Origin of the sequence: Parabacteroides sp. PH5-46 (assembly GCF_029892785.1) — a bacterium.
Classification (GTDB): domain Bacteria; phylum Bacteroidota; class Bacteroidia; order Bacteroidales; family Tannerellaceae; genus DFXE01.
The window spans coordinates 304,056-319,263 of sequence record NZ_JARXXA010000002.1 but is presented as its reverse complement, the minus strand read 5'-3'; the positions used below and the strand labels follow the sequence as shown (position 1 = coordinate 319,263).

The window sequence follows — 15,208 nt, the reverse complement described above, 5'->3', positions numbered from 1 at the left end:
GAATCGAGTATCGTTTTAACATTCATTCGATACTCAAATCCCGAATCGAGTATTGTTTGAACCTCCGCGCAATACTTCGGCAAGCACCGGAGTATTATTCCCGGGGTAGAACAAAACACCCCTGTTAAATTGACATTTCTCCCCCCTCCATTTACGCTTATCCCCATTGCGTGAAACATTCTTCCCTTATTATTTCATAAAATAGGTATAATTTCGTAAACATATTTTTTACTTAAATTAAAGAGCATGAAAAAACACATCCAATTTTTACCATTTGTAAAGACAATGGGATTTGCTTTTCTAATCAATCTGTTTTGTACAACGCCACTTCTGGCAACCGACAGTAGGGCAAATCCAGATGTTACGACCAGCCAACAACAGTCAAAACTAATTACAGGTACCGTTACCGACGAAAGTGGAGAGCCCATCCTGGGAGCCAATATCATTGTAGTGGGTACCGCAACAGGTATTATCAGTGACATGGACGGAAAATTCCAGCTGAATGTAGCGGAAGGTGCAGATATAAGGGTATCTTATATCGGTTTCCTGCCGCAAACGATTAAAATCGGCTCGCGCAACAGCTACGCCATCGTGCTTCGTGAAGATGCCGAGAAACTAGACGAAGTAGTAGTAGTGGGCTACGGTACGATGAAGAAAAGTGACATTTCGGGTTCGGTAGTGTCTGTAAACCAAGAAGAGATGATGAAGCGGAATCCGATCAACATCGCTCAGGGGCTTCAAGGAGCTGCTGCGGGTGTATTGGTGACGCGTACCTCGGGTGATCCTTCGGGAGAAGCCACCATCCGTATCCGTGGAGTTGCCACAGTGAATGGATCAGCAGACCCTCTATACGTAGTAGATGGTGTGCAGGTTGGTAGCAGCATCGATTTCATCAATCCTGCCGACGTAGAGAGTATCGAGATCCTGAAGGACGCCTCGGCTACCGCCATTTATGGTGCTCAGGGTGCCAACGGGGTAATCCTCGTAACCACTAAGAGGGGCGAGAAAGGAAAGACGAACGTTAATTTCTCTGCCAACTTCGGTATCCAGAACATGCAGGGATCGCTGGATGTAGCGGACGCTGAACTGTTTGCCTATTCTGTACGTCAGGGACGTGCCAACGATGGCGCCATCATCACCAACAAAGCCTTTGGCGAAGAATATACCGGCAAATTGCGCTCGATAGACTGGCAAGATGTTATGACTCAGACTGCCTTCAGACAGAACTACATGCTATCTGTTTCCGGAGGTACGGAAAAGACTCAGTCTACCTTCTCTGTAGGCTATTTAGATAACGAAGGTATCGTGCTGGACACTAAATATTCTCGCCTGACAGCTCGCGCCAGCACTGTATATAAGGTAAAAGACTTCATCGAGGTAGGAGGTAACCTTTCTTTCCAGCATAATGAAAGAAACATTACAGGAAACCTGCGTAACTATGCCATCCTAACGCCGACTATGGACTACGTAGACGAGCTAACCGGCGAATTCATCAGCCACAACTATAACGACAGAGCTGTAGATGGTAAATACTATGGATTTATGCAGACCTCCGGCGAGGGTGACATCCAAAAAGGTCAGGACAACCCCTACGCCGCTCGTAAAGAAGCGGATAAGACTCCGGGGTATTCCAACAACTTGCTTGCCAGTGCTTATCTGGATCTGAAACTATTCAAGGGCTTATCGTTCCGCACTGTGGGATCGTATCGATTCAATTCGTATGATGGAAGCGAATTCCGTACAGTGAATTATCGTGTTCCTTCTTCTTCCTCTGTGAACAGTTTCAATATGAATCAGAATCAGAGAAACGTTGTAGCGTTGGAGAGTTACTTTACATATAACTGGAGCAACGACATTCATAACCTGACACTGATGGCAGGTAATACGGTGAGCAACAACTGGAGGCACTCGGTAAATGCAAGTGCGAATAACTTCCTGTCTGATACGTATAGAGATATATCGTTGACCAGTGACCAAGCGTCTCGTAACGGTGGTGGTTCGTATAGTCTTAAGACTCGCTACGTGTCTTATTACGGACGTGCTATGTACTCACTGATGGATCGCTATATTCTGACAGGTACCGTACGCCGTGACGGCTCTTCCAACTTTGGTTCCGGAAATCGCTGGGGAGTATTCCCTTCTGCTGCATTGGCATGGCGTCTGTCTGAAGAAGACTTCATCAAGAATCTGGATATCTTCAGTAACCTGAAACTACGTGTTGGTTGGGGACAAACCGGTAATGCCGGAGAAGCTACCAATCTTTCCGTTGCCCAGCTATCGTCTAACCGCGTTGCTTACGACTGGGGTTCGCTCAACGGATATACCGGCGACTATACAATGGTACCCGGTATCGCACAGCTGAGAGAAATCGACACCAACCTGAAATGGGAAACCAACACACAAACAAACGTTGGTCTTGATATCGGTTTGCTGAACAACAGCTTGAACATTACATTAGACTACTTCATCCGCGACTCTAAAGACCTGCTTCTGTATCGTAGCATGCGTCCTTCTACCGGATACAGCGAAGTATATACCAATGCCGGACACATCAAGAACAAAGGTTTCGAATTCAATATTGCCTACAACAAACGCTTTGGCGACTGGACTTTCGGTGCCAGCCTGTCCGGATCTACTCTTAAGAACGAAGCCATTGAAGTAGGAGATCCTATCTACTATCGTGATTCTGATGACGGAGATAACTGGGATCAACACTCAATAACAATGAACGGATACGCAGTAGGTTCTTACTATGGTTATGTAGTAGAGGGCATATTCCAATCTCAGGCAGAAGTAGATGCCATGAACCAAAAGGCATCCGACGCAACTGGCGGCGAGATAAAGGTATATCAGTTACAAGCCACCACTGCAGGGGACTATAAATACAAGGATTTGAATGGCGATGGATACATAGATGGCGAAGACCGCGAAGTGCTGGGCAACGGGTTCCCAACATTGAACTACGGATTAACGCTTACAGCCGGCTATAAGAACTTTGATGCTATGGTATATCTGTATGGCGTGGCCGGTATGGACATCTATTCTTACGCATCTATGAAGATGACCCAGTTGTATAAAACAACCGGTGGTATCCAGAATACATTAAAGGAATATATAAACAAGGCCTGGACTCCGCAAAATACAAACACAGACTATAGCCGATTGACCATTGTGGACAGGAACCTGAACCAACGGGCTTCTGATGCGTACATCAAAAGCGGCGACTTCCTGAAGATTGCTAACATCCAGATAGGATATACTCTACCTAAATCGGTATTGCTTCCGTTGAAAATGGAAAACGCCCGTCTCTTTGCCTCTGTAGAGAATCCCTTCTGCTTCTCCAGCTACAGCAAATTCGGAGATCCTGAAGTAGGTAACATCGTTGACAATAAGCCCGACGTATTGTTTACCGGCTTCGACAAGGGACGCTATCCTTATCCGAGAACATTTACGTTCGGGTTGAGTGTGCAATTCTAATTATCTTATGTAAATATAAAGCAAATATGAAAAAGATATCTATATATATTTTATCAGGACTGTTGCTATTAACGGCTAACTCCTGTAGCGATTATCTGGAAGTAGATCATTACGACATCCTTCCGGGAGATATGATGTTCGAAAGTGAAGAAAATGCGAATTCCGGCTTGATCGGATGCTACGACACCTTCTATCCGACAAAGAAAAATGCTCCTACCGACTTGGCGATGTGGGGATTCAAGCCTCAGTTCATGTTGGCCAATCACCCAACCATGGATACTCAGGCCAGCGGCTGGGATAAAACATACTGTACGCAGGACTGGACAGCTTCCAGCGCTGAATTTGAACAAGTATGGATCGGACATTATACGGCTATCTCTCGCTGTAATGTATTCCTGGCAGGTCTGGAAGATATGGAAAACCATCTGTTTGAAGCAGGAGAACAATCGAAGAAAGAATTGGAAGCGCAGGCACGTGCTATCCGCGCCTGGAACTATCTGAACCTGGCTAAGAACTTCGGACGTATCCCCATGCTACAGACTGGAGAGACCTATTCAAACACCCCATCAAAACCTCGTCCGGAAACAGAAGACGGCACATGGGACTTAATTGTAGAAGACTTGGTTTACGCTGCCAATATCCTGGGCTGGAAACCAATCAACAACGAATATGGACGTATCACAAAAGGGTTCTGCTTAGCTTATCAGGCTATCGCAAAGATGTATCAAGGCAAATATGACGAAGCTAAAGGTTTATTCAAGCAAATCGTTGACAGTGGAACTTATTCTCTGTTACCTTGCTACAGCTATCTGTTTGATCCTGAAAACGCCTGGACTCCTGAAGACGTATTTGCTGTAGTAATGTGGTCAGACTGGGGCAACAACATGGGAGGTACCAACGGATGGGATCCGAAGGAAGACCATTACATGTGGGTTAATTACAACTGTGCGTCTATGGAATACAATGGCTGGGGATCCCTGTTTATCTCATGGGAATGTTATTACTCGTTTGAGGAAGGAGACCGTCGCCGTGCCGCTTCTATGGTAGCCCTTGGCGAAACGAACCCATGGACCGATCAAACGATTGGTGCGAATGGCGCCCCAACTGTAAAAACAGGCTCTGAGTTTATGCCTAATATCTCAAGTGTGAAGTATTGGCGCAAGGCTTGTGACTATTGGACAACTATTAATCAGCCATTTTCTATACGTACGCTACGTTATGCAGAAGTATTGTTAGACTATGCAGAATGCTGCTTCCGCACAGGAGACGATGCTACCGGTTGGGAGATGATCAAACAAATCCGCGAACGTGCCTTTGGTAATCTTGAGGTAACACTGAATGATCCGGAGTATCCGATACCTATGCTAACAGAAACGGTTACTGTTCCTGATGCCAAGACATATTATGCAAAGTATAAGGCAGATAAAGGCTATGCAGCAGAACCTTGGTTAATTGCCGTGAATATGGAACGTCGTCATGAATTCAATGCGGAGTACAGCTTCTTCTATGACCTGAAACGCTCAGGACTCTTGGATGAATTCATCGAAAAGGAATATCCGAAGAATGTGGGTGTGAATCCAAGTGCTGATCCTGATAAAGCTCTAAATGACTGGCATATCTACCGTGCATTTGAGCATAATCCTAACAAGATGCTATTCCCTATTCCTGAAAAGGAAATTCTGACAAATGATGCCATTGGCAGAGAAGACCAGAATCCGGGATATTAATACTAAATAAAAAACAATAGGGGTAGCCTGATATGTGAATAGGACTACCCCTATTTAACCCCCTTTCCATAAAATGATAAAAAAAACATTTTGCATAGTAGGTCTTTGTATCGCTTCCTTAAGCCTCTACTCTCAGGGATTTAAAATCAATTCTGCGGACTATTTCCAGAATGAAGGAGCCAACGTTATGGTGTTTAGCGATGTTTACCCGGAAGGCCATCAGGGAGGTGTAACGCTCGTAATGAATAGTTTCCGCCTGGCGGCAAATGGTGATATCCGCTTTGAAGTATCTCAAGGACAATGGCAAGGCTTACCCAAATTAAGAAAACGCACAGTAGACAAAGCCGGTAACAACATATCCGTAACCTTAAGTTACCCGGACAGCTCGAAACATAAAGCAGGATTCAATCCGATGCTCTACCTTGACTATGCATTTAATTATACGATCAATGTAAAAGGAGAGGGTGAGAATATAATTGTAACCGTAGATCTCGATACCCCCGTTCCGGAAAGATTTGCCGGTAAAATCGGGTTTAACCTCGAACTATTCCCCGGAATATTAATGGGAAAGCCATGGATACTCGACAGCAAAACAGGCATCTTCCCTTCTCAACCTTACGGACCAACATTAGCTCAGGAGAGCAACACGAAACACATCGGCGATTTCAACCCAAATGGGAAAGCAGATGTAAAACATTTATTAGGGGATGGAACATACAGCCCAATGGTAGCCGACGACATAATAGCAAGTCCCTTTGCCAGAGGTAAGCAATTTGTTCTCAACCCTGACGATCCATATAGCAAGATAACCTTCGAATCACGCAAAGGAGACCTTGTTCTTTATGACGGACGAATGAATCACAATAACGGATGGTTTATCTTACGGACAGAAATACCGGCAGGTGTTTCCAAAGGAGCCATCGAGTGGGTCATCACCCCTCAGATCCAAAAAGACTGGATGTACACGCCGATTGTGCAAACATCCCAGATTGGGTATCATCCGAACCAGCCGAAGGTGGCTGTTATTGAGTTAGATGATCGCGACAGCAATATACAGGAACCTGTCTTGTACAAAATAACAGGAAAAGGAAGGGAAGTGGCATTGAAATCTGCTCCCTCCAAATGGGGTAAGTTCCTTCGCTATAACTATCTACACTTTGACTTCTCTTCTATAAAGGAAGAAGGCTTATATCAGGTAGTATACGGAGAATCCAAGTCTAATACCTTCCGCATTTCAAACGACATTTATGATTGGGGCGTATGGCAGCCCATGCTGGAATACTTCCTGCCTGTACAGATGTGCCACATGCGGGTCAATGAAAAATACCGGGTATGGCATGACTTCTGCCACACAGATGACGCCAAGATGGCTCCGGTAGACCTGAATCATATTGACGGCTATGTACAAGGGCCTTCCACACTAACTAAATACAAACCGGGAGATCTTGTTCCCGGACTGAATATCGGAGGATGGCACGATGCCGGAGACTATGATTTGCGTATTGAATCCCAGGCCGGAGAGGCGTATATCCTTTCTCTTGCCCAGGAAAACTTCGGGATTGATTACTGGGATGAAACATCGATCAACCAGCAAACACGCATTACAGAGATCCATCAACCTGACGGAAAACCGGACATCTTGCAGCAAATTGAACATGGCGCTCTATCCATCGTAGCCGGCTATCAGGCTTTAGGACGCCTTTACCGGGGCATTATCTGCAATACCGTACGTCAATACACCCACCTGGGAGATGCCAGCGCTCATACCGATAATGTTAGCGGAAATGATGACGACCGCTGGGTCTTCACAGAAGACAATCCCAGAAGGGAAATGACTACAGCTGCCCAACTGGCTGCAGTATACCGGGTATTGAAGAACTTCAATGATACATTAAGTAATCATTGCCTGAATATTTCGAAAGAACTGTATCAGGTTACACGCATAGACGAACGTAGCAAGAGCGCAAAAATACATGCCGCTGTAGAACTATATCTGGCTACAGGAGAAAAAGAATATAAGGACTATGTGCTTTCAGAAAGAGAGTATATCGCACAAAACATTGGACGTTGCTGGTTTATCGGTCGTTTCGACAATGCAGTAAAAGATAAGAAATTCTCTGCTGCTATCAGAAAAGCACTCCCCAGTGTATTAGAAAACTATACTGAACTGGCCTCCAGATCGCCTTATGGGCTTCCTCCCGACAGGGGAAACAGAACCTCCGGCTCCTGGGATGTTCAAAGTATGGGGTATTATTACTGCTTCTATCAGGATGCCTATCCGGATCTATTCAAACCTGATTACATCTTCAATGCTGTAAACTTCATTCTGGGTTGTCATCCGGGATCTAATACTACCTCTTTTGTTTCCGGCGTAGGAGTAAAATCTGCCACAACAGCTTATGGGGTGAATCGGGCAGACTGGTCGCATATTCCGGGAGGCGTTATTCCGGGAACCGTACTTATTCGTCCGGATTTGCCTGAGTTGTACGACTTCCCATTCATCTGGCAGGAGCAGGAATATTGCTTGGGAGGGGAAGCCTCTTATTTCATGTACATGGTACTGGCTGCACAAAAAATATTGAAGAATAACTAAATAGATAGAAAATATTTCCAGGTAAGAATCAAGTCGTAAATCTTTTAAAAAATGAACTTATGAAACAGAAACTTATTTTAATACCACTAATGACCACGTGCCTGTTACTTAGTTTACATGCAGGCAATTACAGGAGCTTCAAGGTTTCGGTTTACACACGTGCCTATGAAGTCGAGAAGATGAAAGATTTACATTGGCTTGATTCTACCTGGAACATTATTTCCCAGCAGATTAAGGTCGATAAAATTTATCTGGAAACACACCGTGACCTATTGATCGTACCGAGCGAAACGCTGGAACAAGCAAAGAAATTCTTTCACGACAGGGGAATTGAAACCGGTGGAGGTATCACCTATACGATCAATGAGGCAAATAGCTTTGAAACATTCTGTTACTCAAACCCGGAACATCGCAAGTTAGTTCAAGAGATAGCCGAACATACAGCCAAGCATTTCGACGATTATATCCTCGACGATTTCTTTTTTACCAGTTGTAAATCAGATATTGAGATTAAGGCAAAAGGAACGCAAAGCTGGACGGATTACCGACTTAAGCTGATGACGGAAGCCGGACAGAACCTGATCATGAAACCATCAAAGAAGGTAAATCCAAATGTAAAGGTTATTATCAAGTATCCGAACTGGTACGACCATTTCCAGGGACTGGGATTTGACCTGAAGAACGGGCCACATCTCTTTGACGGGGTATGGACCGGTACGGAAACACGTGATCCAGGCGGCGATCAGCATTTGCAGAATTACCTGAGCTATAACATCATTCGTTATTTCGAAAACCTCCGTCCGGGTCATAACTTCGGCGGTTGGGTAGATTCAGGAGGCTCTCATATGGGAATGGATCGTTATGCCGAACAGCTATGGCTTACCATGTTTTCCAAAACACCGGAGATGATCCTATTTGCCTATAACCAATTACTGGGAGTAAGCATACGTCCTCAACACCGTACCCCCTGGCAAGGACAAGGCACCAGCTTTGATTTCGATGAGATGATGAAGCCTATCCAATTAGCAAACGGACAAACGGTAAAACCGACTACTTTGGCTCGTGCAGCAGGCATTACATTCGAACAAATCGACAAGTTTGTTTATAAGCTGGGAAATCCCATCGGCATTAAATCATACAAGCCATACCACTCGTTGGGTGATGATTTTCTGCAAAACTACCTGGGGATGATCGGGCTTCCAATGGATATGTATTCTGAGTTCCCCACCGATCAAAAGGTTGTTTTATTAACCGAACAAGCCAAATACGACGAACAGATTATTTCTAAGATAAAGACACAATTACAAAAAGGAAAAGATATTGTAATTACCAGCAGCCTGCTGAAAGCCATCCCCGATAAAATCGCTGATATTGCCGAACTGCGCTGTACCGATTTGAAGGCCTTGGTAAACGATTTCGGAAGATATGGCACGATAGACCGGGATATTCTTATTCCGCAAGTACGTTACCAGACCAATGATTCATGGGAGATGGTTAGCGCCGGCCGGCCTTTAAACGGCGGAGTAAGCGGCTATCCTATCCTATTGAGAGCTCCCTACTCACAAGGAAACTTGTTTGTTTTAACCATACCGGATGATATGGGTAATTTATACGACTATCCGGAAGGAGCCCTGAATGTGATACGCCGTATCCTGAGTCAGGATCTTGATATACGTATCGAAGGGCCGTCTAAAGTAAGTCTGTTTGTCTATGACAACGGAACATTTATCGTAGAATCCTTCAATGATACTCCTGTTAATATAAAGATTCTGACAGACGAAAACATCGAAAGCCTGACAGACATTATCGATGGTTCCGTATTAACTCCGAAAGAGAAAGACGTAAACAATCCCATCAGAAGGTATCAACCCGTAGAAAGCAAAAACGAATATACGTTGACTCTTATGCCTCATTCGTATAGGGTTTTTGAAAAGAAAAACAATACAAAATAAACCTGTCAAATGAGGTTGAAAAATAGCATGCGTGCGTTTTCGAAAACGCACGCATGCTTTTCACAAAACGCATGGGTGCAATTTTCAAAACACATATAAGCAACTAATCAACGTTAAAAATGAAACAATTTTTTCTATCTACTTTAGCCGTTTTCCTATTGCTTTGTTCTTGCCAGCAAAGCTATCAAAAAACAACAAACGGATTAATAGCTCCCATACAAAATGGTGAAGCAAAAGCGATCAAACTCGAGGTCATTTCAGATGATGTAATACACGTTCTGGCCTCACCTACCGGAGAGTTTGTCGAAGAGGTAAACATGATCAAAACGACACAGCCTCTGCCGACTCCTTCCTTTAATATAAACCAAAACGGGGATACGCTTATCCTCAGCACAGCAAACATACAGGCTTGTTTATCGCAAAGAACAGGCGAAGTATGGTTTACCGACAAAAACGGTAACATGATCCTCCGGGAAAAACAAGGAGGAGGGAAAGAATTTCAGGCCATGGAGATAGAGGGCGTCAAAGGCTATACGCTACGCCAGATATTTGAAGGCTCGGAAGACGAAGGTCTGTATGGATTAGGCCAACACCAAAGCGATGAATTCAACTATAAAGGAAAGAACGAAGAGCTGTTTCAGTACAATACAAAAGTGAGTGTTCCGTTCATTATGTCCACCAAGGGATACGGTATTTTATGGCACAATTACTCACTGAGCCGTTTCGGAGACAAACGCCCGTACAGCGACCTACCGGAAACCTTTAAAATATATGACAAAGCCCGTAATGAGGGATGGATTACAGCAAGCTATTATTCGGATAAAGCAGGCAAAGACCTGTTGATCTCCCGCAACGAAAGGAAGATCGACTACGAAGACCTGGTTAGTATAAAAAACTTCCCTGACAACTTCCCCCGCAACAATGCATATGCCACATGGGAAGGAGAGATTGAAGCGAAAGAAAGCGGGAAACATCACTTCAAACTCCATTATGCCGGCTACACCAAAGTATTCATTGACGGGAAAGAAGTAGTTCCCGAAAGATGGCGTACTGCCTGGAACCCGAATGATTACAAATTTGCCGTCAACATGGAAAAGGGAAAACGCTATCCTTTGCGGATTGAGTGGTTGCCCGACGGAGGTGTATCGTATCTGGGACTTAAAGTACTGAGCCCTGTTCCCGAAGTCGAACAAAAGCAAGTAGCTTTCTTCAGCGAAATGGGCGATGAAATCGATTACTACTTTATCAATGGCGAAACCATGGACGATGTAATCAGCGGCTATCGCAACGTAACAGGCAAAAGCCAGATCATGCCCAAATGGGCAATGGGATACTGGCTAAGTCGGGAGCGTTACAAGACACAGGACGAATTACTCACAGCTCTGGGAGAATACAGAAAGCAACAAGTTCCGCTGGATGTTATCGTACAAGACTGGAGCTACTGGCCCGTAGATGCCTGGGGAAGCCATGAGTTTGACGAAGAGCGCTTTCCCGATCCGGCAGGAATGGTAAAAAACATACACGACCAACAAGCCCGTATCATGATCTCGGTATGGCCGAAGTTCTACATCACAACCGAACATTATAAGGAGCTGGACGCCATTGGCGCGATGTATCAGCAGGCCGTACAGGACAGTATCCGCGACTGGATCTATCCGGGATATATCGGTTCATTCTATGATGCCTATCATCCGGAAGCTCGTAAAATATTCTGGAAACAGATGAACGAGCACTTGTACAAGCTGGGAATAGACGCCTGGTGGATGGATGCCTCGGAACCCAACGTACAGGACAATACGGATATGGATTACCGGAAAAAGCTATGCGGCCCTACGTATTTAGGCCCTTCCACAAAGTATTTCAATGCTTATGCCTTAGCAAATGCAGAAGCCATCTACGATGGGCAACGTGGTGTGAATCCGGATGACCGCGTATTCCTGCTTACCCGTTCCGGATTCGCCGGAGTACAAAGGTATTCTACTGCTACCTGGAGTGGTGATATAGGTACCCGCTGGGAAGACATGAAAGCGCAGATCAGCGCCGGGCTCAACTTCGCCATGTCGGGTATTCCGTACTGGACAATGGATATCGGAGGCTTTTGCGTAGAAAACCGCTACAGCGCATCTAATGTAAACAACGAAGACATGAACGAATGGAGGGAGCTGAACACTCGCTGGTTCCAGTTCGGAGCCTTTTGTCCGCTCTTCCGTAGCCACGGACAATACCCTTATCGCGAAATTTATCATATCGCTCCACAGGGAACTCCTACATACAATTCCATCAAATACTATACCGAACTACGGTATCAGCTAATGCCTTATATCTACAGCTTGGCAGGGATGACTTACTTCAACGACTATACCATTATGCGTGCCCTGGTAATGGATTACACGGAAGACCGCAAAACGTATGACATAGGAGACCAGTTTATGTTTGGTCCTTCCTTTATGGCTTGCCCCGTGTACACGTATAAAGACAGAAGCCGCGAGGTATATTTCCCTTCCGGTTTATGGTATGATTTCTATTCGGGTAAAAGCATACACGGAGGAGTAACCAAACATGTAGAAGCTCCTTACGAACGGATGCCGCTATACGTAAAAGCCGGTTCCATCGTTCCAACAGGAAAAGTAATCCAGTCTACAGCCGAACGTCAGGAAAATCTGACAATTTATGTCTATGCAGGCAAAGACGGACGCTTCACCCTTTACGAAGATAATGGCGTAACGTATGATTATGAAAAAGGAAATTACAGCACAATAGACCTCCATTACAATGAAGCAGGCAAAAAGCTCATTGTAAACAAACGAAAAGGAAATTTCCCGGAAATGATAGAAAAACGAAGCATTTCTGTTATCTTTATCACCCCGGATAATCCATTGGGTAAGAAATTCGACACCACGTATACGGGTGAACAGATTGAAATCTCTTTATCCTGACATATTTATGAGAGTAAAACCATTATGTATTGTTGTGTTCTGCTTGTTACTTTTAGCATGTACCAACGAAAAAAGTGAGCGGGAAAAGATATCCTTCAACAAGGACTGGCAATTTTTCCTGACAGACGATACCATCGATGCCTCCAACCCGGCACTGGATGATAGCGGATGGCGGACGCTAAACCTTCCGCACGACTGGAGTATTGAAGCTGACTTCAACCCGAAGTATCCCGCCCGGACAGGCGGAGGAGCATTGCCCGGCGGAAACGGCTGGTACAGGAAGCATTTCAAACTGCCCGAATCAGATAAAGGCAAGATGGTCTATATCGACTTCGACGGGGTATATCGAAACAGTACAGTATGGTTGAACGGACACCTACTGGGCAACCGTCCGAACGGATATATTTCCTTCCGTTATGACCTGACTCCGCATTTGAAATACGGGAAAGAAGAAAACATATTAGTTGTACATGCCGACAATTCCGAGCAACCAAACTCGCGTTGGTATTCCGGTTCAGGGATTTACAGGAATGTGTGGTTGGTAAAGACTCACCCAATACATGTTGATTTGTGGGGAACCTATGTAACAACTCCGGTTATTACAGACGCAAAAGCATCCGTTTCCATCGAAACAACCATCCGGAACAATCAGGAAGAAGCTACCATTGAAATAGTAAACAAAATAGTAGATGCCTCCGGAAAGATAGTAGCAGAAGCACGGAAAGAAGCAAAGGTTGCCGCCAAGGCCACACAAACCGTATCCGAATTACTGGAAGTAAGCAACCCTCAGCGCTGGACACTTGAAGACCCTTATTTATACACAGTTGTTACCGAAATTATCAGTAACAAACAAACGGTGGATTCATACCAAACGCCCCTAGGAATACGTACGCTTCGATGGGATCCGGCTACCGGATTTTACCTGAATGAGAAGGCTACCAAAATCCTGGGTGTGTGTATGCACCACGATCTGGGCTGCCTGGGAGCTGCGATCAACTACCGCGCGCTTACCCGGCAGGTAGAGATCTTAAAGGAGATGGGTGTCAATTCCATACGCACAAGCCACAACCCTCCTACTCCTGAACTATTGGAAATCTGCGACCGGATGGGTATCTTAGTGCAAGACGAATCCTTCGACATGTGGAGACGTAGAAAGTCTCGCTTTGATTATGCCCGTTCCTTCGACGAATGGCATGAAAAAGACCTCACCGACCAGATACTGCGAGACAGAAACCATCCGTCTGTATTTATGTGGAGCATCGGGAATGAAGTACTGGAGCAATGGACACACGCTAATGCCGACACCTTAAGTCTGCAACAGGCAAACCTCATCCTGAACGCCGGACATCACATCGACCCAGCCTTACTGCAAGATACAGCCATGAGTGTTCAATCGCTTATCACGCATACATTGGCAAGCATTGCACGTAAAGCAGATCCTACCCGTGTTATCACGGCAGGCTGTAACGAGGTAAGCCCCGGCAATCACCTGTTCCGCTCCGAAGCATTGGATGTATACGGATTCAACTATCATCACCAGGATTTTGCTCCGTTCCCGAAAGTATTCCCTGGCAAGGTATTGATCGTAAGTGAATCAACCTCCGGCTTAATGTCGCGTGGTATTTATGAGATGCCTTCCGATCAGATGTATATCCGTCCGGACAGATGGGACAGACCTTTTGACCTGCCCGAGCATATCTGCTCTTCCTATGATAATTGCCACGTTCCCTGGGGTTCTACACATGAAGAAACCTGGAGGGAAGTAAAGAAGTATTCGCATATCTCTGGAATGTATGTCTGGACAGGCTTTGACTATCTGGGAGAACCTACCCCTTACGGCTGGCCAAGCCGTAGCAGTTTCTTCGGCATTATAGACCTGGCCGGTATTCCTAAGGATGTATATTATATGTATCAAAGCGAGTGGACAGACAAACCTGTATTACATATTTTCCCTCATTGGAACTGGGAAGAAGGACAGGAAGTAGATGTCTGGGCATACTATAATCAGGCAGACGAGGTAGAGTTGTTCCTCAACGGAGAAAGCATGGGAAAGAGAAGTAAAACAGACACAACCTTCCATGTTTCCTGGCGATTGAAATACAGTCCGGGAACTTTAAAAGCTATCTCCCGCAAAAACGGACAAGTAGTGATGAGCAAAGAAATCCATACTGCCGGAGAAGCAGCACAGATTGTCTTAAGTCCGGATCGGACAGTTATCCAGGCAGACGGAACAGACCTTTCATTCGTAACAGTAGAGGTGAAAGACAAAAACGGTAACCTGGTGCCCAATGCGGCTAATCTGATCCGCTTCTCAGTGGAAGGGAAAGGCTTTATTGCCGGAACAGACAACGGAAATCAGAACGACCCCGTCAGTCTGAAGAAGCCGGAACGCCATGCGTTTTCAGGCAAGGCTATGGTGGTAGTTCAAAACACAGGAGAAAAAGGCGAAATCCGCCTGAAAGCCTCCTCCGAGGGATTACCGGATAGTTACACTGTCGTACAAGTTAAATAATAAATACAGCA

Annotated in this window: 6 protein-coding genes; all 6 read left to right on the top strand. The window is 45.2% G+C overall.

Annotation, left to right across the window (positions count from 1 at the left end):
- Window positions 1–246 precede the first annotated feature (246 nt).
- A complete protein-coding gene (locus tag M2470_RS03145; protein WP_280743427.1) occupies window positions 247–3,477 on the top strand; it encodes a TonB-dependent receptor in 3,231 nt (1,076 codons plus the stop codon).
- Between the two features lie 26 nt (window positions 3,478–3,503).
- A complete protein-coding gene (locus M2470_RS03140) occupies window positions 3,504–5,204 on the top strand; it encodes a RagB/SusD family nutrient uptake outer membrane protein (protein ID WP_280743428.1) in 1,701 nt (566 codons plus the stop codon).
- A 73-nt stretch (window positions 5,205–5,277) separates the two neighbouring features.
- A complete protein-coding gene (locus tag M2470_RS03135) occupies window positions 5,278–7,797 on the top strand; it encodes a glycoside hydrolase family 9 protein (RefSeq protein WP_280743429.1) in 2,520 nt (839 codons plus the stop codon).
- A gap of 59 nt (window positions 7,798–7,856) precedes the next feature.
- Window positions 7,857–9,749 (top strand): hypothetical protein, encoded by a 1,893-nt coding sequence (locus tag M2470_RS03130; RefSeq protein ID WP_280743430.1) that lies wholly within the window; start codon window positions 7,857–7,859, stop codon window positions 9,747–9,749.
- A 119-nt stretch (window positions 9,750–9,868) separates the two neighbouring features.
- On the top strand, window positions 9,869–12,685 hold the full coding sequence (locus tag M2470_RS03125; RefSeq protein WP_280743431.1) for a TIM-barrel domain-containing protein: 2,817 nt from the start codon (window positions 9,869–9,871) through the stop codon (window positions 12,683–12,685).
- A 7-nt stretch (window positions 12,686–12,692) separates the two neighbouring features.
- Window positions 12,693–15,197 carry a sugar-binding domain-containing protein gene (locus tag M2470_RS03120; protein ID WP_280743432.1) on the top strand — a complete coding sequence of 835 codons (2,505 nt, stop codon included), beginning with the start codon at window positions 12,693–12,695 and terminating at the stop codon, window positions 15,195–15,197.
- Window positions 15,198–15,208 lie beyond the last annotated feature (11 nt).

What these genes read in the sequence shown, in the direction of transcription:
- M2470_RS03130 (WP_280743430.1), top strand. Translation starts at nt 7,857, where the DNA reads ATGAAACAGAAACTTATTTTAATACCACTAATGACCACGTGCCTGTTA.
- M2470_RS03145 (WP_280743427.1), top strand. Translation starts at nt 247, where the DNA reads ATGAAAAAACACATCCAATTTTTACCATTTGTAAAGACAATGGGATTT.
- M2470_RS03135 (WP_280743429.1), top strand. Translation starts at nt 5,278, where the DNA reads ATGATAAAAAAAACATTTTGCATAGTAGGTCTTTGTATCGCTTCCTTA.
- M2470_RS03125 (WP_280743431.1), top strand. Translation starts at nt 9,869, where the DNA reads ATGAAACAATTTTTTCTATCTACTTTAGCCGTTTTCCTATTGCTTTGT.
- M2470_RS03120 (WP_280743432.1), top strand. Translation starts at nt 12,693, where the DNA reads ATGAGAGTAAAACCATTATGTATTGTTGTGTTCTGCTTGTTACTTTTA.
- M2470_RS03140 (WP_280743428.1), top strand. Translation starts at nt 3,504, where the DNA reads ATGAAAAAGATATCTATATATATTTTATCAGGACTGTTGCTATTAACG.